At 40.4% G+C, this 22,546-nt stretch carries 14 protein-coding genes; 5 read left to right on the top strand and 9 right to left on the bottom strand.

Annotated elements, in window-relative coordinates; genetic code table 11:
• Positions 1-64: 64 nt before the first annotated feature.
• From LXL81_RS03095 to LXL81_RS03070, 6 genes are all read right to left on the bottom strand, one after another.
• Positions 65-700, bottom strand: coding sequence for a peroxiredoxin (locus LXL81_RS03095; protein ID WP_234645238.1), 636 nt, complete (start codon positions 698-700; stop codon positions 65-67).
• A gap of 423 nt (positions 701-1,123) precedes the next feature.
• Entirely contained in the window at positions 1,124-2,464 is a 1,341-nt protein-coding gene (locus LXL81_RS03090; RefSeq protein ID WP_234645237.1) for a sigma-54 dependent transcriptional regulator, read from the bottom strand.
• A gap of 142 nt (positions 2,465-2,606) precedes the next feature.
• Complete coding sequence (pgl, locus tag LXL81_RS03085; protein WP_234645236.1) at positions 2,607-3,335, bottom strand: 6-phosphogluconolactonase; 729 nt, start codon at positions 3,333-3,335, stop codon at positions 2,607-2,609.
• Between the two features lie 4 nt (positions 3,336-3,339).
• Entirely contained in the window at positions 3,340-4,851 is a 1,512-nt protein-coding gene (gene zwf, locus LXL81_RS03080) for a glucose-6-phosphate dehydrogenase (protein WP_234645235.1), read from the bottom strand.
• Between the two features lie 12 nt (positions 4,852-4,863).
• The gene (gndA, locus tag LXL81_RS03075; protein ID WP_234645234.1) at positions 4,864-6,276 is read right to left on the bottom strand and encodes an NADP-dependent phosphogluconate dehydrogenase; all 1,413 of its coding nucleotides are present in this window, start codon (positions 6,274-6,276) and stop codon (positions 4,864-4,866) included.
• Positions 6,277-8,215: 1,939 nt separating this feature from the next.
• Positions 8,216-8,770, bottom strand: a complete 555-nt coding sequence (locus LXL81_RS03070; protein ID WP_234645233.1) for a YcxB family protein — start codon at positions 8,768-8,770, stop codon at positions 8,216-8,218.
• Positions 8,771-9,083: 313 nt separating this feature from the next.
• Here LXL81_RS03070 and LXL81_RS03065 point away from each other — a divergent pair, with 313 nt between their 5' ends.
• From LXL81_RS03065 to LXL81_RS03050, 4 genes are all read left to right on the top strand, one after another.
• Positions 9,084-11,144 (top strand): BatA domain-containing protein, encoded by a 2,061-nt coding sequence (locus LXL81_RS03065; RefSeq protein WP_234645232.1) that lies wholly within the window; start codon positions 9,084-9,086, stop codon positions 11,142-11,144.
• 104 nt (positions 11,145-11,248) lie between these two features.
• Positions 11,249-12,385, top strand: coding sequence for a 5-(carboxyamino)imidazole ribonucleotide synthase (locus LXL81_RS03060; protein ID WP_234645231.1), 1,137 nt, complete (start codon positions 11,249-11,251; stop codon positions 12,383-12,385).
• Between the two features lie 53 nt (positions 12,386-12,438).
• Positions 12,439-12,924, top strand: a complete 486-nt coding sequence (gene purE / locus LXL81_RS03055; protein ID WP_234645230.1) for a 5-(carboxyamino)imidazole ribonucleotide mutase — start codon at positions 12,439-12,441, stop codon at positions 12,922-12,924.
• A 66-nt stretch (positions 12,925-12,990) separates the two neighbouring features.
• A complete protein-coding gene (locus LXL81_RS03050) occupies positions 12,991-13,644 on the top strand; it encodes a LysM peptidoglycan-binding domain-containing protein (RefSeq protein WP_234645229.1) in 654 nt (217 codons plus the stop codon).
• A gap of 108 nt (positions 13,645-13,752) precedes the next feature.
• Here LXL81_RS03050 and LXL81_RS03045 read toward each other — a convergent pair whose 3' ends face one another.
• Positions 13,753-16,902 (bottom strand): DUF6923 family protein, encoded by a 3,150-nt coding sequence (locus LXL81_RS03045; protein ID WP_234645228.1) that lies wholly within the window; start codon positions 16,900-16,902, stop codon positions 13,753-13,755.
• Between the two features lie 74 nt (positions 16,903-16,976).
• Positions 16,977-18,161, bottom strand: a complete 1,185-nt coding sequence (locus tag LXL81_RS03040) for a tail fiber domain-containing protein (protein ID WP_234645227.1) — start codon at positions 18,159-18,161, stop codon at positions 16,977-16,979.
• A 486-nt stretch (positions 18,162-18,647) separates the two neighbouring features.
• On the opposite strand from LXL81_RS03040, the gene LXL81_RS03035 reads away from it, so the two are divergent.
• Positions 18,648-19,280, top strand: coding sequence for a response regulator transcription factor (locus tag LXL81_RS03035; RefSeq protein ID WP_234645226.1), 633 nt, complete (start codon positions 18,648-18,650; stop codon positions 19,278-19,280).
• Between the two features lie 184 nt (positions 19,281-19,464).
• Here the strand turns inward: LXL81_RS03035 and LXL81_RS03030 are convergent, their stop codons facing one another.
• Positions 19,465-22,353: an outer membrane beta-barrel protein gene (locus LXL81_RS03030; RefSeq protein WP_234645225.1), complete on the bottom strand. Its 2,889-nt coding sequence runs from the start codon at positions 22,351-22,353 to the stop codon at positions 19,465-19,467.
• Positions 22,354-22,546 lie beyond the last annotated feature (193 nt).

Genomic DNA, 22,546 nt, shown 5'->3' with positions numbered 1-22,546 from the left:
AAAAATCCTCAAATTGACCTGTAAAGGAAAAATTTGAGGATTTTTTATTGGCAACCTGAACGAATTATTTATTCGGTTGCGGCGTATATCGCAGGTAAGGTTTTACAATGCGTAATCCCTTAGTGAATTTCTTTTCCGCATCTTCTGTACTTACAGCAGGAACAACGATCACATCTTCGCCATCTTTCCAGTCTGCCGGCGTTGCAACAGAATAGTTGGCAGTCAATTGAAGAGAGTCGATAACACGAAGAATTTCAGTAAAATTACGTCCTGTCGAAGCTGGATAAGTAAGTGTAAGTTTTACCTTTTTGTCCGGACCAATAACGAATACTGAACGAACTGTTGCTTTTTCACTTGCATTGGGGTGAATCATATCATACAATTCAGCCACTTTTTTTCCTTCGTCAGCGATAATCGGGAAGTTAACTTCTGTTCCAACGACTTCATTTATATCCGGAATCCAGCGATTATGAGAATCGATATCGTCAACACTTACAGCCAGTACCTTCACATTACGCTTTTCAAATTCTCCACTAAGCAAGGCAGTTTTACCAAGTTCAGTTGTACAAACCGGCGTAAAATCCGCTGGATGAGAGAATAACAAACCCCAGCTTGTACCCAACCATTCATGAAATTTTATTGGCCCCTGTGTTGTATTTGCCTCAAAATCCGGGGCAATATCTCCTAATCGAAGTGACATAATTATATCTGTTTAAAATTGAATAGATAATCTACTAATATTATAGAGTTAACACAAAATTAGATAATAAGTTTCAATTAAAGTATAAATTCTTAGTATCCGTAAAGGGGAATATTTCACTTAAATCTGATAGAGAATAATACGAAGATTTTTATAACATGCAGTTTTAACCTGTTTTTAAGCTGGGTTTAATTGTGTTTTAATTGAATGAAGCCTCCTTTGATGTAAGAATATCAAAATCTCCTCTTACACCATTACACCGAAAAATTTATGACCCGGGAGTCTGGCTTTTTAAGATATATGAAAGACTAATTTATCAGCGCAAAATTTTTATCAAATGCTGATCATCCATATTAAAATGCAACAAGTTGTAATTAAAAACGGCCACTAATTAGAGGCCGTTTTTTTCATTTCAACAAAAACTCAATGAATGTTGTATTCATCAAGTTTTCGATACAAGGTGGCAATCCCGATTTCAAGTAACCTTGCAGTTTCTGCTTTGTTTCCCTTCGCGTAATTAAGGACTTTCTGGATATGCAGTTTTTCTATACTTTCCATTGAAAATGCAGATAGCTGACCGTTTTTAGCCGCCGGTTCCGATTGCTGGATTTCGAATGGCAAACTTTCAATATCCAGCTGATCATCACTTAAAATTACCGCCCGTTCAACGACATTTTTCAGTTCCCTGATATTGCCAACCCATTTATATGTTTCCATCTTCTTTAAAAATTCGTCTGAATACGTCAGCGTTTTTTTATTCATTTTTGTGGAAAACTGGTTGACAAAAAATTGTAGTAAAGGCTCAATATCCCTGACCCTTTCGCGGAGTGGCGGAAGCTGAATCTGAAATACATTCAATCTGAAATACAAATCTGACCGGAAACGTTTTTCTTCACTTTCTATTTTCAAATCGCGATTTGTAGCAGCAATTAACCTGAAATTGGATTTTGAAGTTTTGGTATCACCCAATTTTATAAATTCATTCGTTTCTAAAACCCGGAGCAGTTTTGCCTGCAATTCAAGCGGCATTTCACCAATTTCATCCAGAAATAATGTACCGTTATTAGCCTCCTCAATTAGCCCTTTTTTATCCTTATTTGCGCCGGTAAAAGCACCTTGTTTATATCCGAACAATTCACTTTCAAGGATGTCTTTCCCAAAAGCACCACAATTCAAGGCAACAAAATTCTTGCCGGCCCGCTGACTGGCCTGATGGATTCCCTGCGCAAATACTTCTTTTCCGGTTCCGGTTTCTCCGGTCAGCAACACGTTGGTATCATTAGGCGCAACTCTTTGCGCAAGCTCAATGGCCTGTTGAATTGCTTTGGACTTACCAATAACGGCCTGAAAAGAAAATTTATCTTCAACCCGTTTTTCCAGTTCTTTAACCCGCTTTTGTAATTGTACTTTTTCGATAGCACGGTTCAGCAAAGGAATTATTTTATCGTTATCGTCTCCCTTAACTATATAATCAAAAGCACCATTTTTCATGGCTTGCACACCATCTGTGATATTTCCATAGGCAGTCAGCAGAATCACCTCGATCTGGGATTTTTTCTGTTTGATTTTGGAAACCATATCCACCCCGCTTCCGTCAGGTAGTTTTACATCACATAAAACGACATCAATATCATTTATTTCAACACTTTTCAGACCCGATTTGCAATCTCCGGCTTCAAGTACATCAAAGCCTTCGGATTTCAGGATTCTTGCCAAAAGCGCACGAAGCTTTTCTTCGTCGTCAATAATTAATACAGTTTTCAAGGCGGTTTTGCGGGATTGAGTAATGGATCAAATGTAAGATGAATTCGGGATTGATATCAGCTGATCGCTCATTTATTTCAAGCAAAAAAAGGAAGGGCACTTTATATTAGAGCCCTTCCCTTCTGATATTTAATTTCTGCAATTACGCTTTCAGATTTGCTGCGGCAGCTTCATCTATAAACCAGTGAAGCTCACCAGTTGTCGGTTTGATAACCTGTGACGGATAAGTATCTGGTTCAAATTCTCCTTCCAAAACATGTTTCAAAGTTTCTGCTTTTCCTGTACCAACCGCTAAAAACACGATAGCGGCAGAATGATTGACAACCGGGGCTGTTAGTGTAATGCGGTACATGTCCTGAGCAGGCAAGAAAAATGAAGTCACCCATTTATCATGCTCATGAATTACTGACGTTCCGGGAAACAGCGACAGCGTATGTCCGTCATCTCCCATACCCAATAAAACAAAATCAAATGTATTTTCTTCTCCTTCAAAATACTGCTTTAAAGTTTTCTCATATTCAGCCGCAGATTCTTCCGGCCCTATATCGGTGCGCATTACGTGGATATTTTCAGCTTTCACACCTACTTTATCCAGAAGTTCGTCATATGCCATTTTAGCATTATTACGCGAATCCTCAAACGGAACAGCTCTTTCATCTCCCCAGAAAAAATGTATTTTTTCCCAGGGAATACTTTCGTTGTATGGTTTGGCAGCGAGTAAAGTGTAAAGCAGCTTTGGCGTACTGCCACCGGAAAGAACAAAAGTAAAGCGGTCCTTTTTAGTGAGTACTTCCTTAATATAATTAGCAATCCATTCAGCCAGGTCAGTGCTCAGCTGTACGGCGTCCTTTGCAATATGAAGTTGTCCCATAATATTATTTTTTAACCGATGGTGTATTAATCCATGTATGTCCCTCGCGCGCAATCAACTGGTCTGCTGCATCAGGGCCCCATGAATCCGGCGCATAATTTGGAAAATCAGCAGGTTTGTTACTTTCCCAATTTTCCAGAATCGGCATAATCACTTTCCATGCTGCTTCAACCTGATCTCCACGCATAAATAAAGTCGCATCTCCTTCCATTACATCCAGAAGCAAAGTTTCATAAGCTTCCGGCGCGTGATCTTTCGAAGCATCGTCATAACTGAAAGTCATATCAACCGGATCCAGCGTCATCGTTTGTCCAGGACGTTTTACCTGAAAACTCAGGCTGATATCCATTTCAGGCTGAATGCTGATCGTAAGTTTATTAGAATGCCAGATATCCTCAGCTTCCGACGGGAATGCATTATGCGGCGCAGATTTAAATTGTAGCGTAATATGTGTCGCTTTCTGATTTAAGTACTTTCCTGTACGGACATAAATTGGTACGCCCTGCCAGCGCCAGTTGTCAATATAAAATTTAGCTGCGGCAAAAGTATCAATAGCAGATTCAGGATTTACGCCTTTTTCCTCACGGTAGCCAACTACGTCTTCACCCTTTTTAGTACCACTTGAATACTGTCCGCGAACGGCATGTTCATGCACTTTATCCGGCGTTATACGACGAATCGCATGAAGCACATCCACTTTCTTATTTCTGATTTCATTGGCATCAAAAGAAACGGGTGCTTCCATGGCCACCATACAAAGTATTTGCAAAATGTGGTTTTGAACCATATCACGCAAAGCACCAGAGTTTTCAAAATAGCCTCCTCGTCCTTCCAGACCAACACTTTCAGCAGCGGTGATCTGAATATGATCAATATAATTGCGGTTCCAAAGCGGCTCAAACAAGGCATTGGCAAAACGCAAAGCCAGGATATTCTGTACCGTTTCTTTTCCTAAATAATGATCAATTCTGAAAATCTGCTCTTCCTTGAACATCCCGGAAAGCAGTGCATTTAATTCATGCGCACTTTTCAGATCGTGTCCAAAAGGTTTCTCAACCACAATCCTGGTGCAATGAATATCACTGCAAAGATTTAATCCGCCAAGTTTTGTAGCAATGGAAGGAACAAGCTGCGGCGCAACGGCCAGATAAAAAATTACATTAGGATGCTGGCCCCATTCGGCTTCCTTTTCCTTGACAAGATCCGTTATTTTATGATAGGCAGCCGCATCATCCCCATCCATTTGCAGATAAGAAACATGCTGACTAAAATCTTCCCAATATTCATTCTGCTCATCTTTTCGTCTGGAAAACTTAGTAATTCCATCAAGCAAATGGCTATGATACTCTTCATTACTATATGCACTTCTCCCGATACCTGCAATGGCAAATTTCTCGGGCATCCATTCGTCAAGGAAAAGATTATAAAGTGCTGGTGTTAATTTTCTATAATTTAAATCACCACTACCTCCAAAAATAAATAATATCGAAGCGGGTGGTCTTTTACTTGTTTTCATAAAAGTTACTTTTTAATGATTCCATTCCGTGTGGAATGTGCCTGAAATATCAGTGCGCTGATAGGTGTGTGCTCCAAAATAATCACGTTGTGCCTGAATAAGATTCGTAGTCATACGCTCAGTACGGTACGCATCAAAATATGCAAGTGAAGACATAAATGCCGCCGCCGGAATACCGCTCAGAGCAGCCTGTGAAACTACGGCCCGTGTATTCGCTTCAACCGATTTAACCAAAGAAGCCACGCCTGAATCCAATAGAATATTTGACAAATCGGGCGATTGTTTGTAGGCCTGTGTGAAAGTTTCCAACAAGGTTGAGCGGATGATACAACCACCACGCCATACACTCACCACTTCTGGTAAAGGAATATCCATCGCCAGTTCTTTCGATGCCTGATAAAGCATAGCCAGACCCTGTGCGTAGCTCAATATGGTAGCAAAATACAATGCATCATGAACCTGCTTAATAAATTCTTCCGTTGAGACATCAAGTGTGGCACCAGATTCATTGTACAAAACAGAAGCTTTTACTCTTTCATCTTTATAACCTGAGATGGTACGCATGGCAACGGCAGTATCGATCACAGGAACTGCAACGGGCAATTCCATAGAATCCTGAGAAGTCCATTTTCCGGTACCTTTTGAACCCGCCTTATCAGAAATTACATCCAACAAACGCGCTCTGGTTTTATCATCATTTTGAAGAAAAATATCAGCAGTAATTTCTACCAGAAATGATTGCAGTGCACCTTCATTCCACTTTTTAAATGTTTCATGAAGTTCGTCATTACTCAATCCTGCGTGTTTCAGTAAGGTATATGACTCGCTGATCAACTGCATGATGGCATATTCAATACCGTTATGGACCATCTTTACGTAATGTCCGGCACCTTCTTTTCCAAGATATGCCACACAAGGTTCACCGTTAACTTTGGCTGAAATTGCTTCAAGCAAAGGTTTCACATGCGCATAAGCCTCAACATCTCCGCCCGGCATGATACTTGGTCCTGTCCGTGCACCCTGCTCGCCACCGGAAACACCTACACCCATGAAATGAATGCCTTTTTCGCGCAGGTACTTAACCCGGCGCAATGTATCGGTATAATGCGAATTTCCACCGTCAATTATAATATCGCCCTTTTCAACCAATGGCAATAAAGATTCTATCACATCGTCAACCGGTTTTCCGGCTGGCACAAGCATCATAAGCTTACGCGGAGTTTGCAATTGCTGCACCATGTGTGCAAGATCCGGAACTCCTTTTACGGTAGTACCTTCTGTTGCCGCCGCTTCCAATGCAGCAGTTTTGATCAGGTCTTTATCAAAACCAATAACAGAAAAACCGTGATCAGCTGTGTTAAGCAAAAGGTTTCTACCCATTACTCCCAACCCAATCATCCCAAAATCGAAGAGGTTATTTGACATAAATTAAAATCTGTTGAAACAAGAAGCCGTAAAAATAGGCTTTTTTCATACTGGTTTTACGATTTCAGAGCTTCTTTGGTTCAGGATCAGGGAAAACGTTTTTTATAGATGACGTTGACAAGTTTTCTTTTTAAATTACGATCGCAAAAACTAAATTGAAATGGTGGTTTAAAATATTGATATTCAAATATTTGCATTTTTTAATTTGATCCTGGTATCCTGTGTGCAAACAGACTTGTCCAAAATCAAACTTATTGAGTTAAGATAATTATCCGGCAGGGTTATGTCACCCATTCTGGGTTTAAACCCCGTTTAATTCCATCCTTCTATAATAATGTCATCCCTTCGGGATTGTTGCTTCGATCTTGCATGGCTGTAAATTATCACATTGCCGGAAAGAGCCAAATACATAAATCGTTAAATAAATAAATTTTGATGTCACCCATTCTGGGTTTAAACCCTGTTTAATTCCATCTTTCTATAATAATGTCATCCCTTCGGGATTGTTGCTTCGATCTTGCATGACTGTAAATTATCACATTGCCGGAAAGAGACAAATACATAAATCGTTAAAAAAATAAATTTTGATGTCACCCATTCTGGGTTTAAACCCCATTTAATTCCATCTTTCTATAATAATGTCATCCCTTCGGGATTGTTGCTTCGATCTTGCATGGCTGTAAATTATTACATTGCCGGAAAGAGCCAAATACATAAAATCGTTAAAGAAATAAATTTTGATGTCACCCATTTTGGGTTTAAACCCCGTTTAATCCCATCTTTCTATAATAATATCATCCCTTCGGGGTTGTTGCTTCGATCTTGCATGGCTGCAAACTATCACTTTGCCGGAAAGAGCCAAATACATAAATCGTTAAATAAATAAATTTTGATGTCACCCATTCTGGGTTTAAACCCCGTTTAATTCCATCCTTCTATAATAATGTCATCCCTTCGGGATTGTTATTTCGATCTTGCATGGCTGTAAATTATCACATTGCCGGAAAGAGCCAAATACATAAATCGTTAAAGAAATAAATTTTGACGTCACCCATTCTGGGTTTAAACCCCATTTAATTCCATCTTTCTATAATAATATCATCCCTTCGGGATTGTTATTTCGATCTTGCATGGCTGTAAATTATCACATTGCCGGAAAGAGCCAAATACATAAATCGTTAAAGAAGTAAATTTTGATGTAACCCATTTTGGGTTTAAACCCCGTTTAATTCCATCTTTCTATAATTTGGGATTGTTGCTTCGATCTTGCGTGGCTGTAAACTATCACTTTGCCAGAAAGAGACAAATACATAAATCGTTAATGAAATAAATTTTGACGTCATCCATTCTGGGTTTAAACCCCGTTTAATTCCATCTTTCTATGATAATGTCATGCCTTTGGGATTGTTGCTTCGATCTTGCATGGCTGTAAACTATCAAATCGCCGGAAAGAGACAAATACATAAAATCGTTAATGAAATAAATTTTGATGTCACCCATTCTGGGTTTAAACCTCGTTTAATTCCATCTTTCTATAATAATATATCCCCCTCCGGGATTGTTGCTTCGATCTTGCGTGACTGCAAATTATCACTTTGCCGGAAAGAGACAAATACATAAAATCGTTAATGAAATAAATTATGAATACCACGGATCCAATCCCGACGGGATGGCATTATTATAGCCATATAGCAAGTAATCTGAGCCCAAACCCCGACGGGGTGACATAATTAATGCAAGCAAATTGTCAACATGCCAGATCCAATCCAGAAGGGATGGTATTATTGTAGCAACAGAATGTCCAAATAATACATAACCCCGACGGGGTGACATAATTAATTTCGACGTTTCCTTCTATCGATCAAATCCACAATGAAACAAAAAAAACGAAAACCAGGTATTACCCAATTTTCGCTTTTCAAATTATTTCAAAAAAATACTACTTCTCTTTCAAAAATTCTTTTTGTTTCAATATTCTTTCAAAAACCTTGATATCATGTTCTGAGGTGAAAATTGAGAAAGGAAGCTGTACAAACTGACCTCTTGAAATGATCATAATGTAAGAATCTTCATCCTTGTAAACTTCCTGGATTTGTTCCCATTTCATGATACTGCCCTCTTTTGCATTCATTTTCATTAAAATCTGACGGTTATCGATTTCGTATGAAAACTTTTCAAACATAGGCTTGTATTGAGCCAGCTGAGTAATTCCTGTAAACTGAATAACCCAAAACAATATGTAAAGTATAACGGCAACGAAAATTACGATGTAAATCCAATAGTTAGGATAAACGCCTGTCAGACTTATAATGGCATTGATAAGAAGCAAAGCAACTGGTAATAACACCCATTTGATCTGCGACTTAAAAAAGTGCTTCATGGCAATTGTAATATATTTTTTAGTTGGCAGCGCATACCTTTTCGTGCGAACCGCTGCCGGATTCGTTGGCATTTGATAAACAGGCTGGTGTTTGTTCACCGATACTTTGGCCATAATTCCTTAAAAATTAATCAATTTCTTTATTTAAAAAAGATCGCTTTATGCTTCTGCATTTTAGCAACCACTAAATGAATCACAAAGTTAGAAAAAAGCAGTCGACTTATCAGAAAGCAGACAAAATAAATAGCTTTCAGAGCTTTCAGGTATTAGCAATTAAGTTTTGGCTATGGTATGAAGTAATAAAAACCAAAAGTTTATCATCCGATATTTGAAAAATTTACGTTCTTTAAGATATTGAATTCCTAAGAGCCCAAAAACTGACAGCCGATTGCCGAAAGCCGACTGCTAAATTAACATTCAATCATAAATGAGTTTTCTTTTTCCGTCATTCTTGTGGGGTTTACTGGCGATATCGGTTCCGATAGCCATTCATATATTTAATTTCCGCCGTACCAAACGTGTTTATTTTACCAATGTAGCTTTTTTGAAAGCGGTAGAAACGCAGACGCGATCCATCCGTAAAATAAAACACTGGCTGATTCTGGCGGCCCGCACACTGGCGATCATTTGTCTGGTACTGGCATTTGCACAACCATTTTTGCCTGGCAAAAATGATGCTTCTGTTGACAGAAAAGGAATAACAAGTTTATATCTTGACAATTCATTCAGCATGCAAAATGAAGCGAACAACAAGCGTTATCTTGATATTGCTACTACAAGACTGAATGATTTATTGGGATTATTTAAAAATTCCTCTTCGTTACAACTTGTAACAAACGATTTTTCTTCGCAGGAACAAGGCCTTTATCCGGCCGATAAAATCCGTGACCGGTTTACGACAATCGGACTTTCGCATACGCCGCGGACCTTGGAGCAGGTTTATAAACGTCAGGAAAATCTGGTTACAAAACATCAGAGTGCAGCTAAAAACCAGTTTTTCTGGTTTTCTGATTTTCAAAAAAGTACCGCCGGTGATTTATCAAAATTGAAAACCGATACGATCAATCGTCTCTTTCTTGTGCCTGTACAGGCTGTTGCGGAGAAAAATGTTTTTGTTGATTCAGTTTGGCTCAATACGCCGTTTATACGCGAATTGCAGAACAATATCCTTTTTGTCAAAGTAAGTAATTCCGGTAGTGAAGAAGCCAAAAAGATTGTTTTGAAGTTGAGTCTTGATAATACACAGTCTTCGACAGCATCAGTAAATGTTCCGGCCAATGGAAGCGCCATTGCCAGATTCAATTTCAATCTTAAAGGAAAAGGTTACAAAAAAGGAAGAATTACGTTCGATGACTTTCCGGTAACTTTTGACAACGATTATTATTTTGTTTTAAATGCGTCACCGCTGATCCGTATTTTGCATATATATGGACAAAGAAATGAGGGTAATTACATTGATAATGTTTATGCCAACGATAGTTTGTTCGCGCTTCAAAGTTATTCCTCACAAAATGTAGATCCTGGTTTGATCAAAAATTCAGATATGGTTGTGCTGGAAGGTGTTGAACAACCTGGTGGTACTTTGGCGCAGGAAATTCAGGATTTTGTGCGAAAAGGTGGAAGTCTTACGGTTATTCCTCCTTCGCAGCCCAATGCGACAAGTTATGTTTCGTTGCTTCAAAGTTTTGGTGTCAATGGTTTGAATAGTGAAAAGAATACTTCCCGAGAATTGGTTGCAATAGCAGCGCCTGACCGTAATAATCCGTTTTTCAGTGATGTTTTTGAGGAATCAATCCGTCAGGAAATAAATTTGAATTTGCCTTCTGCTTCACCCACATGGAACTGGACCAACGCCGGACAATCACTTTTGTCTCTACGCAGCGGACAACCTTATTTAAACCAGATTTCCGGCGGAAAAGGGAAAATCTATCTGTTTGCAGCTCCCTTAAACCCTGAATTTGGATCGATGGCCCAACATGCGATTTTTGTCCCGATTATGTATAAAATGGCGGCATTAAGCGTCAGAGCGCAACGGACAGCTTTTACCTTTGATGAGAATCCAATCGCGCTAACGGTTACCAACGACAACCAAAACACGGTTTATAAACTGAGACGAAATAAAACTGAATTAATTCCATCGCAGAAGATTGTTGGCAGCCAGCTTTTACTTGAAATTCCTCAGGGCGACCAGCTTGGAAATGGTTTGGATGCTGGTTATTTTGAATTGATCAGGGATAATAAAACAGAGCAATTGATTGCCTTAAATCATAGCAGTGCAGAATCGAGGCTTGATTATTATTCACCGGCTGAACTTCGGAATATATTTTCCGGGCAGAAAAATGTTCAGGTTTTTGATAAAATTGATGACGATGCCTTTGCCAAAGAATTTCAGCAGCAAAACTTTGGAACAAGTCTCTGGAAATACTTTTTATACGCCGCATTATTCTTTTTGCTAGTCGAAATAGGCTTAATCAGGTTTATGAAATGATTTATAACAGGCCAAGTAGCTAATCCAATAACGATTATTGGTGTAAACAGTTTTAAGTTCGCAGTTTTTCCACCAATTTTGCACAAATACAATCGAACTACTAAATGCTTTCATCCCGAATAGGTATTCTTGGTGGTGGTCAACTGGGACTTATGCTTTTGCAGGCTGCCATAGACTGGAACCTTGATATTCACATTTTAGATCCCGACGCAGAAGCGCCCTGCCGCAAAATCGCCCCAAAATTCACACAAGGTTCTTTGCAGGATTATGATACGGTTTACCAGTTTGGTAAAGATCTTGACGTCATCACCATTGAAATAGAAAAGGTTAATGTTGAAGCGCTGGAAGCGCTGGAAAAAGAAGGAAAGAGGATTTATCCGCAACCTTCGGTAATCAGGAAAATCCAGGACAAAAGAATTCAGAAACAGTTTTACCTTGAAAAAGGACTTCCCACAGCAGAATTTATCCTTACCGAAAACCGGGAAGATGTCCGCAATTTTATAGATTTCCTTCCCGCATTTCATAAACTTGGCCGCGACGGTTATGATGGTCGCGGCGTTCAACGTGTTACGTCCGAAGCAGATATTGAAAAGGCTTTTGATCAGCCCGGATTACTGGAAAAAGCAGTTCCCTTTGAAAAAGAACTGGCAGTCATCGTCGCCAGAAATCCATCAGGAGAAATCAAATGTTTCCCTACGGTCGAAATGGTTTTTCATCCCGAACTGAATCTTGTGGAGTATCTTTTCGCACCTGCTGAAATCAGTATTGAAACGGATCAGAAAGCGCAGGAAATTGCTAAAAAGACGGCGGAATCTTTTGGAATTGTGGGCTTATTAGCTGTGGAATTATTTCTGACAGCTGACGGCGAGGTACTTATTAATGAAGTAGCCCCTCGGCCGCATAACAGCGGGCACCATACCATTCAGGCAAATGCAACTTCACAATATGAACAACACTGGCGGGCAATACTGGATTTACCTTTGGGAAGTACAGAAACCTATGCACCTTCTGCCATGGTGAATCTGTTGGGAGAAGATGGTTATGAAGGTCCTGCGGTGTATGAAGGCATGGAAAAACTTCTGGCAACGGATCAGGTTTTTCCGTTTTTATACTGGAAAGCGATTACAAAACCTTTCCGGAAAATGGGCCACATTACCATTATGGATCATGACTTGACTTCATTGCGCGCCAAGGTTGATTTTGTAAAAAAGAATATCAGAGTAATCAGTAGCTCAAAATAAAAAACAACAATTACTATTTTTTCGAATGCGTAATTGACAAAACATAAATACAAATGGTAGGAATAATCATGGGAAGCCTGTCTGACCGCAAGGTGATGCAGGAAGCGGCAGATGCACTAAACGAACTTGGAATAACGTTTGAAATGGAAATCGTATCTGCACACCGCACGCCGGAAAGAATGCTTGAATATGCTTCCAGTGCCCGCAAGCGTGGATTGCAGGTCATTATTGCAGGCGCGGGCGGAGCTGCACATTTGCCGGGAATGGTCGCGTCGCTGACTTCGTTGCCCGTTATTGGGGTTCCGGTTTTGTCAAGTAATTCTATTGATGGCTGGGATTCTGTTTTGTCAATTTTGCAGATGCCTTCGGGCGTTCCGGTTGCTACGGTTGCTCTGAATGGTGCGAGAAATGCTGGAATTCTGGCCGCACAAATTATCGGAGCGAGCGACATCGCCGTTGCTAACAGGCTGGATATCTTTAAGGAAGGATTAAAAGACAAAGTTTCTGCGATGAACGAGGAATTAAAAATGCAGTTGTAATGTAACGTTGGTTTATTATTTTCGTATCAAAGTAAAGTCAACAGTAAATTGAATCATCATTAAGCTATGGAAGACGAAAGCCCAAAAAAACGAAACATACGTCCCGCAGAAAAATCAAACCTTCCGATTATTACTTTGTTCGTGTTGGTTTTGTTGGTTTTGGCAATGCTTTATGTTGGTTATGAATATGTTTCTGATGATTCTACAAATTCAGAAGAATTGATATCGACGGTTAAGGAAGCTCCTGAAGAGAAGATAGCAACTGAGGAACCCGCCGCAGAAGAACCTGAATCCGAAGACCCGGTAATAAAGGAAAAACCTGAGGAAAAGGATAAAGAAAAACCAAAGGAAAAAGAAAAAGAGAAAAAAGAGGAGCCAAAGAAAACGGAAGATGCCAAAGTTGTAGCATCAAGAATTGGTGGTCGGGAAATTACACGCACAGTAAAAGGCGGAGAGACTTTTTCATCTTTGGCTGGTAAGTATAATCTTACAACAGAAACGCTGAAGTCCTTAAACCCTTTACTAACTGAATTAAAGTCGGGTGATAAAATCAAGATCCGTGTCAAAGCAGTGCATACCGTTGGACCTGGTGATATTTTAAAAGTTGTTTCGGGTAAATATGATGTGAGCAAAGAAGCCATCATGAAGGCCAATGGAAAAACGAAAGATCTGGCGAGCCGTGGTGAAGAGCTTGTGATTCCTTTTCCTACAAAACGATAGAGGTTTCAGCTTCTTAAAACTTTCTTGTGAAAGCTTTTTAAGATATTAATAAAACGAAAGAAGCAGACTGCCTGACGGCAGTCTGCTTCTTTCGTTTTAATTGCTTTATTATTTTATCACAACAATTTTCTGCGTAATTAGTCTTCCATCCGTTAAGTTAAGCTTAACCATATACAACCCTGCTTCCAATTTGGTAAGATCAATGCCTTGCGCTGTCAACGCATTGCTATGGATGACCATCTGTCCAGTACTGCTGTATAATGTTATGTCCTTAACAAGCCCGTAGTTATTAATCATTAGACGTTCACTGACCGGATTTGGATAAGAAATTGGCTCAACGTTTGAATCAGATTTAACGCCCTGTATCCTGCTGTAAGCGAAGGTTCCGTCCCGATCTACCATTTTAAGACGGTATAGATTTTCACCTATTGAAAGGGTGGCATGCGTAAAGGTATAATTTACCTTTTGGGCACTTTCACCTTGTGATGCTACTGAGCCAATTATTTCCCAGTTTTTCCCAGACAAACTATGTTCAATATCAAACCTCTCACTGTTGGTTTCCATCGTAGTTGACCAGCTTAAAAGCGCTGTCTCCCCTTCTTTGGCAGCAGTAAACGAAACCAGTGTTACTGGAAGAGGTCCCATATTGACAGTGATTGTAGCCACATTTGACTCATTACCATTGATATCTTTGTAAGTATACGTAATGGTGGATTTAGCATTGTTAAATGTTGCTTCCGGTGTAAATGTAACAACTCCCGTCGTAGAATTTACCGTGTAGGTTCCTTCACCTGGAATCGTAACTGACGTCTTTTTCAAACCATCAGCGGGGTCAATTAAAAGTACCGAAGTTGGATCTTTCGAGGCTGAGCCCTGGGTGTCATTATCGAGTGTTGGTATCAGAACTGCAACACCAGGCGTCGTGGTTCCATTGTCGTTTGAAGCAGCCGGCGGAGTCGTTGTCGTTATTGCAGCAGTACCGCTATTAGCGGATTCCTTACCTGCGTTATCAATGGCAACAAAAGTAAAGCCGACCGGAGTGCCGTCGATTGTTGGATCTACCAGAACCGGGACTGTCGGTGCACCATTACCGTCAGTAGGCACCAGAATGCCACCTGCTGGCAGGGAAGTGTAAACTATCCCGTCAACTGTCAGGCTTGTGACATTACTCGGAAAAGCCGTAATGCGGATGGACGTTACATTTCCCGGGCCAACATCAGTACTAGGGTTAGTGTTTGTGAAGGCATTCGATGGAACAGTCACCAGACTAGTACCACCCGCGTTACTGGCTGTGGCTATACCACTCCCAGCTGTCGGAAGCTGCTCAATGCCAAAACCAGAACCAGTTACAGAACTTGTACCTGTGGTTAGCTCGATGACACCCAACGTAGCAGATTGTGTGGCCGGGTTTCCGCTACCGACTGTTTCACCCGTATTTACCCATCCGTTAGGCAAGTTACCCGGAGTATTGGATGTTGGAGTACTAGTCAGTACTAACTTCAGCCCAGCCGTATTAGTCGGAGCTGTTATGGTATAGCTGCCATCGGCTCCTACTGTTGCCGTAGCAACCACGGTGCCAGTCGCATCAACCAAGTTGACATAAAGAGGACTTCCAGCATTAGTGCCGTTTTCTAAACCATTTTGTGCCACGTTGCCATCAGCATCGTTCCAAACTGTACCTGATATCGATATGCCGGGACCCAAATTTACAAGTGGACACATAGCCCCATCGGTTGAGCCTGCTGGCTGTCCTTGGGAGAAAAACGTTGCTGTACTGGCAGCACTCAAACTTTGAACGGTACTTACTTTATAAATACGACCGCTATTACTTTCAGTTTCGTACAAATTTCCCTTTACATCAATAAAAGTAGATCCCAATGTAGCACCTGTGTTAAACGTAGCATCGGCTGTTACCACCCCCACCGCTGTTGAAGCTCCCGTGGCAGGATTGATCCGGTACAAAGTACGGGTTGCATTTGAGATCGCATAAAACATACCATCTATGGAATTAAATGCCATGTCAGCAAAAGCTGGTACCGCAGGTGACAGCGTTATTGTTCCAAGCAAAGTAAGATAGGTAGCCGAAGAAGGGTTTAAATCAACTTTATAAATAGTTTGACTGGCTGCCGTACTACCTCCCACCTTCATGTAAAGAACTCCATTCAGATCAAAAGTACCGGAGTTAAGTCGTACATCCGTTGGTAAACCAACGATTTGATAGATTGTCGGAACCAGATCCGCTCCTATCCGAATAACATTGTCGGTTGGACCAGCAACTGATCCCCACAGATAACCATCTTTTGTATTGTAGCCAATGGCATTGATATTAGTAATACTTGGTGCTGTATACGAGGATGATAGCACGGTGGTAACGCCTGTTATCAAGTCAACTTGTGACAGGACATTTGGGTCAGAAGCACCGGTGCCCTGACTAACCACGTAGGCGTAGGTTGTACAACCAAACGGAACGTGAGAATCTGCCATTGCCGCGAAAGTGTAAGCGGTATATGTATCAGGAGCAAAGCTAGAAGTACTGGTAATTGAACCAGCCGTGAGATCGCTTGCACCACCCAGCGTTGATGTAACATCGACAGCCGAAGGAATCCGGACCCACTGCGTGCCATTCCAGCCTGCGATCGTCAATTTACTCAGATTGCTGCCTGTCAAAGTGCTAATTGCACCTGAGGCACTCCATGTTAGTGTGATGGCGGTTGGGGTGGCTCCGTCAATGTCCCAATATTCCACATTACTAACCGTTGTAAGATCAGCCGCTTTGGTAGCCGTATTAAATGGCGCACCGGCAGGTAAGGCTGCGTAATTACCACCAGCCAGATTTGACGTAACGGCGGTCCCGGCATTGGCAAAAAAATAAGCGCCCGTTGTACCGTCAGCTACTGCTGCAAAAGGGCCATAATGCCCATTGTCTCCGGTAGGAAAAATGAATGACCCCGATCCTTCCTTTCGGACATATCCATCTACATGATTGGCGTCATTGGCACCTACGTGGCTTGAAGCAGAAGAAGCAAAATTGAGTACGCCAAAAGGAGCAGTTCGTACTGTACCGACAATTCCAGGCTGAGTTCCATTGCCTCCGGTAACGAAGTTGTGATTTCCGTATAAGGTCATCTCTGCGCCACCGTAAATCGTCGTGTTGCCGAAGCTACCTTGCTGAGCATAAGTAGCCGACGCAAAAGCCGACACTATAAAGACGTATGCACAGGCTTTTACTGGTAAAATATATTTATATAATCTGATCATAACCGTTGTGAGTTTAAGTAAGAAAATACCTGACTATTTTTCGTTTCAATCGAAATGAATAGCAGATAATTTTACTACTTTCCTAAAAGAGCAGGAGTTTTCAAATCAGCCGCCCCTAGTTTAGCTTCAATAACAGCTAATTTTGATTCAAGAACATCAAGTTTTGCCGTCTGTGCTTTAAGGGCGATATTTTCCGATTTCAGCGCATCAACCTGAGCCTTTAATTCTTTTACCGAATTAATAAGAAGATAAGTAAACTCATTAGGATCAACTTCTTTAAAGTCTTTGATTTCTCCCACTTTAATTTCTTTCACCATTCCTGGCAAAACTGCCTGCACTTCCTGAGCAATGATACCTACATAATCTTTTGTGCCCCAGTTCATTTCTTTTTTATAATTAAAAGTAACAGGACGGATCTTCATTAATTCATTTAAACCCTTGTTGTAATTATGTACATTTTCTTTTGATCGTATATCAGAAAAAACTGACCAGCTTCCTCCGCCAGGCTTATTCGCATCTCCATTCACAGATAAAGCCGCTGTCGGAGAGGATGTCATAACGCCAACAAAACCGCTTTCCATAATTTTCAGACCGGATGTTCCGCCCGCCGCCCAAGGTGCAATGACAAGGCCTGCATCTGCCATATTGGTATACGGATCGCCGTCAGGAGAGAAAATAAGATGCGCATCACCCTGCTTTACCAGGCCATTATAGGCTCCAAGCGTTGCAGAAATTTCTAAAAAGAACAATTTGTTATCAGGGCGCCCAAACGCAGCAATTGTCGAACCGAAAACAGGATCATTGGTCTCATTTACGTGAAATCTGGAAATAGGTGCAGTGGTACCTACACCCAGCTTGCCAGCTCCCGTCAGCACCATAGCCGGAGCTTCATCGGCCAGGGATGCAGCATGAAATTGCAAAACACCCGGATTAATACCCAATCCATAAAAGTCATCTCCGGCAGGTGTCTGGAACACGGCCAGCTTTTTACCGGCAACAGCAGTAGCATTTGCACCAACACCAGGTCCAAGGGTCAATAGGTTTGTAGGCGTTACAGTGCCAATACCAAAAAAACCGTTATCTTTTAATACAACAGTTCTGTTTCCATTTGTAGACTGCACATTCAGGTTTGCATTGTTTGCAATAACCGTCGGGCTGCTCCCGATTTTTACCTGAGCCAAAACGGTAGATGATGCAAACAATAAGCCTGCAAACGCCGTTGAACAAAGCGTTTTTGATAGTAGTTGTTTTGCTTTCATTTGGGATAAATTAATAAATAGAGAGAACTAAAATGAATAAATTAATAGTGTGAAGAAATGAGAGGGTAACCGTATCATGATCATAAACTGGTATCGGATCATTTTCTATATCAACCTCGCTGATCATAAAGAAGCATATGCTGCAAAGGATTATTGATAACCCTGAGATTATACGTTTGGATTAAAACATCGTTTGAAAATAATGCTTTAAATTAACTGTGGTAGTAAATGAGAAGTAAAGTTATGTCATAATATAGGTTGAATAGACATTTCATATAACATCGGAATATGACAAAACTACGGCATTTGTTTTACCGAACGTGTAGTCCTTATTCATCCTATCACTAGGAATGTTACTAACAATATCTCAGTTTTTCATAAAAGTATTACTACAAGATAAACCTCCATTTCTCCAATCTCTTACTATGAAAATGAAGCCAATAGCCTTATCTTGCCGCATAATTATATGACCGTCTTAGTTCTCCTATGCCAGCAGTCTTAATCATTGAAGATCATGAAATAGTAGCCTATTCATTGGCAACTATTGTAGAAGACCATTTTCCAGATTCGAATATTAAATTGGCAAGTACTTTTTTACAGGGGATTGATATCATTAATTCGGGTTTTCTTACAGAGCTCATTATTCTGGATATGGAAATTCCCGGTGGAGAATCCTATGCCATGGTTGGCAGGCTCAAAGCTTTACAGCCCGAAGTTAAGATACTTGTCTATACAGGTCACGATGAAGACAAACATGCATTTAGCTTTCTAAGTGCCGGAGCAAATGGTTTTTTATCAAAGAATTCTCCCATGGATCAGGTTGACTTTGCCATTAAACAAGTTTTAAGCGGTAAAACATATATGACTGAGCGGGTGCAGCAGCAAGTCGCAGAAAGCTTCTTCAACAAGACAGCCGGGCGGACATCCACTGAACCTGCTACCCTATCTCCACGTGAAATGGAAGTGCTTGACTTATTGCTGGAAGGCAAGTGGATTAAAGAAATTGCGCTCGAACTTAACCTGAAACTTACGACCGTGAGTACGTATAAAACCAGGATCTTTGAAAAAATGAAAGTCAGTAATATTATTGATCTTTATAAAAAGGTACGCTTGTATTAAAACATATATAAATTGTCAAAAAAGATTCAGCGCAAGTGGCTTAGGCCTGAAAGTAATCATTTGATGTAAGTGTTTTACGCAGTTATAAACAATCTGAGGCGTTTGTAATACGATGACAAGTTATGTTCATCATATTACAAACGCCTCAGATTGTCTGTATGTTGGGTTGCAAATACCTGGCTTATCAAAAACTTCCTGGTCCGCCAGCGCCTGGTCTTCCGCCACCGCCTCCTGGAAATCCGCCACCCATTCCGTCAAACTCACGACGTCTTTCTGAATTATTATTGACTGGCGCTTTACCAAAATTTCTTAATGTATAAGTGAAAGTCAGCATCGCATATTGTGTCAAAACCCGGCTTGTAACATCTTGTACGTATGTTTCCGTTACGTTACGGGCAATACTGTTGTTTTGTTTCAATATATCAAAAACCGTCAATTTCAACTCTCCTGCATTATTTTTCAGGAATTTTTTACCAAAACTGGCATTCCATAGAGTAAAGTTCTGGTTATAACCCGCACCTAAACCGCGGTATGACTGGTTGTTAATATCGCTTTGTAAAAGAAATCCTTTTCCAAAAATCCAGTTGACCCGGCCTGTAATACTAGATGTAAAATAGTTATTATTCAACGTCGGCTGGATCGAGTTACGAACCACATTGTAATTACCTGAATAAGAAGCTGTAAAATCCAGTTTCTCACTGATATTGCTGCTCAAAACTAATCCCTGACTGTATGCATAGGTATTTGAGAAATTGGAAACATTGTTGATCATACCCGGAGCCCGCACGTAATTAAAGCCCGAAGTCAGGTTAACGTTTAATTTTATTTTTGAAATCGGTTTTCCATAAGCAATCAAAGTCCTTGCATTCCAGCTTCCATCCATATTTATTGGCGCGGTAAGTTTTGCTCCTTGTTCCAAAACAATTCCGCTTGGCAAAGTAGTAGGTTGCTGTGCAATGAAAGTGGAATTAACAATGGCATTATTAGTCTGTGTTACAAAAATCATCGCATTCAAATTGTAAGGACGGTTTGCTCCGGCAATCGAATAACGCATATTCAAAGTGTTGCGATATTCCTGTTTCAGATTTGGATTACCCGCCGTTAATGAAAGCGGATTACTATTATCCACTACATTTTGCAGCTGAGAAATCGATGGCTGATTGGTTGAGCTCCGAAAAAATGTACGGAATTGCGTTCCGGATTTTGACCGGTAGGTAAGCATTAAATTTGGCAGAAAATTGGTGAAAGTATGATCAACCTTTTCATTGATCGGCGACAATTGCTGACTATACAATCCGGTGTTCTGAAAGTCAATCCCAACATTTCCTGACCAGTTATTTTTTCTGTAACGGTATCCAATTCCTGCACGGTTTGTCGTATACCGGTTATCGAAACTGTTTGATAAAAGAGAATCAAGCTGTGTGTAAGAACTTCCGTCCGGCAAAACGTTATTGTAAGTTTCCTTATCCGAATTGCTGTTACTTACTGTCAAACCATAATTGAACTGTAACTGTCCGGTGCTGCTGATCGGTTCTGTATAAACAAAGTTTCCACCCAAACTAACTGCATTTGATGACGTATAATTCTTCTGATCAATCGTATCACCAGGCATTTCCAGATTGGTAAAGTACTGGTTTTTAGAATATAACTGACCATTCCCGCTCTTGTCGTTAATTTGTGTATTGAAATTAAACGAAAGCGTTCTACCTTTTTTATCAAAAGAATGGCGGAACAAAAGGTCATTCGTGAAATTATATCCGTGATTTTTATTTGATTGGTCTGTCGCTGTACTATTGACCGCCGAGCCATTACTCAATGAAGTAAATCCATCTTTTACGGTACCGGATTGATTGTTTTGAAAACTTAATCTCGGCGTAAGAATCAACATATTCTTCTTGTCAATTGTATACTCCACTCTGAAATTTAAACGGTGGTTGATGTTTGTCGAACCCGAACTGTTTGATTCTTTGTAAAGCTGTTTACCGTAATAGTCCTGATTTGTATTCTGGAAATTATTATTGCTCGTTCTGTTAAAGAAATAGCTGCCAGTAACATCTACCTTATTACCAAATTTGTTGGCGTAATTTAATCCGAAAGAATTTGTACCCGTTAAGCCACTCTGGTTTCCCACCAGAAAGTTACTGGAAGCACCGCCTGCACCTCCGGCTCCTCCTCTTCCGCCACCGCCTCCTCCACTACTTCCGGAAACTCCAAGCAGATCCTGGTTAGAAAAGTTTTGCACGTTAATATTGTTGGTAAGACCAATGACAGAGATCCGTTGGTTTTTGTTGAAAAAACTCATATTTCCACCAGCCTGATAGCGATCATCTGTACCATAACCAGCATAAACTTTTCCAAACTGCCCAACTCTGCGGTTTGCTTTGGTAACGATATTGATTGTTTTCTGGCCGGTGCCATCATCAAAACCTGTAAATGCAGACTGATCGCTCAGTTTATCAAAAACTTCAATTTTATCAACAATTTCTGCTGGTAATGATTTTAGTGTAAGTGCGGCATCGTCTCCAAAAAATGGTTTTCCATCAACCAATACTTTATTAACCGTTTCGCCATAGGCAGTAACTGTTCCGTTTGTGACCGTAATGCCCGGCATTTTTTGAATTAAATCTTCCGTAGTTGCATCCGGATTTGTTTTGTAAGCGGCGGCGTTAAATTGCGTGGTATCTCCTTTCTGTTCGGAAGCCGCAACCTGACCAACAACTTTTACTTCTTTCAAATTCGATACGGCTTCTGAGAGTAAAAATGTTCCGGTATTTTGAACATCATCCGTAATTTTTACGATTTTTTCAGAATCTTTATAACTCAGATAAGATATCTTCACACGATAGGATTCTTTATTAAGTCCGGATATCAGAAATTTTCCATTCACATCCGTTGTCACGTATTCCGGTTTGGCATCCGGCGTATTTCGGGTAACTGCCACATAGGCTCCAACAACCGGAGAGCGGCTCGTACTATCAAGTACAGTACCAGTAATTTGAGCAGTTTGTGCCTGAACAAAGCCTGGCAATGCCATACATAGTATCAGTAATACGGACGAAAATAATGTTTTCATGATTTCTAGTAAAGGTTTCGGAAGGTTAGAGCTGCATAAAGTTAAATAGTTTAACGCCCGGCACGACAAACCAGAAGCAATCTACTAAATGGTGAAATCAACCGATGATCGGGTCGATTTTATCGACGGAATAATATGGCAACTTTACATCAAGTGAATTAAATTATTATCAAATACGATATTTGAATCATTT

The organism is Dyadobacter sp. CY356, from assembly GCF_021440195.1.
Taxonomy (GTDB): Bacteria; Bacteroidota; Bacteroidia; order Cytophagales; family Spirosomataceae; genus Dyadobacter.
This window is presented reverse-complemented; position numbering and strand designations above follow the sequence as displayed.

Bases quoted from the DNA above. Each gene is read 5' to 3' on its own strand.
- LXL81_RS03095 (WP_234645238.1), bottom strand. From the start codon at position 700: ATGTCACTTCGATTAGGAGATATTGCCCCGGATTTTGAGGCAAATACA.
- pgl (WP_234645236.1), bottom strand. From the start codon at position 3,335: ATGGGACAACTTCATATTGCAAAGGACGCCGTACAGCTGAGCACTGAC.
- zwf (WP_234645235.1), bottom strand. From the start codon at position 4,851: ATGAAAACAAGTAAAAGACCACCCGCTTCGATATTATTTATTTTTGGA.
- gndA (WP_234645234.1), bottom strand. From the start codon at position 6,276: ATGTCAAATAACCTCTTCGATTTTGGGATGATTGGGTTGGGAGTAATG.
- LXL81_RS03070 (WP_234645233.1), bottom strand. From the start codon at position 8,770: ATGGCCAAAGTATCGGTGAACAAACACCAGCCTGTTTATCAAATGCCA.
- LXL81_RS03065 (WP_234645232.1), top strand. From the start codon at position 9,084: ATGAGTTTTCTTTTTCCGTCATTCTTGTGGGGTTTACTGGCGATATCG.
- LXL81_RS03060 (WP_234645231.1), top strand. From the start codon at position 11,249: ATGCTTTCATCCCGAATAGGTATTCTTGGTGGTGGTCAACTGGGACTT.
- purE (WP_234645230.1), top strand. From the start codon at position 12,439: ATGGTAGGAATAATCATGGGAAGCCTGTCTGACCGCAAGGTGATGCAG.
- LXL81_RS03050 (WP_234645229.1), top strand. From the start codon at position 12,991: ATGGAAGACGAAAGCCCAAAAAAACGAAACATACGTCCCGCAGAAAAA.
- LXL81_RS03045 (WP_234645228.1), bottom strand. From the start codon at position 16,902: ATGATCAGATTATATAAATATATTTTACCAGTAAAAGCCTGTGCATAC.
- LXL81_RS03040 (WP_234645227.1), bottom strand. From the start codon at position 18,161: ATGAAAGCAAAACAACTACTATCAAAAACGCTTTGTTCAACGGCGTTT.
- LXL81_RS03035 (WP_234645226.1), top strand. From the start codon at position 18,648: ATGCCAGCAGTCTTAATCATTGAAGATCATGAAATAGTAGCCTATTCA.
- LXL81_RS03030 (WP_234645225.1), bottom strand. From the start codon at position 22,353: ATGAAAACATTATTTTCGTCCGTATTACTGATACTATGTATGGCATTG.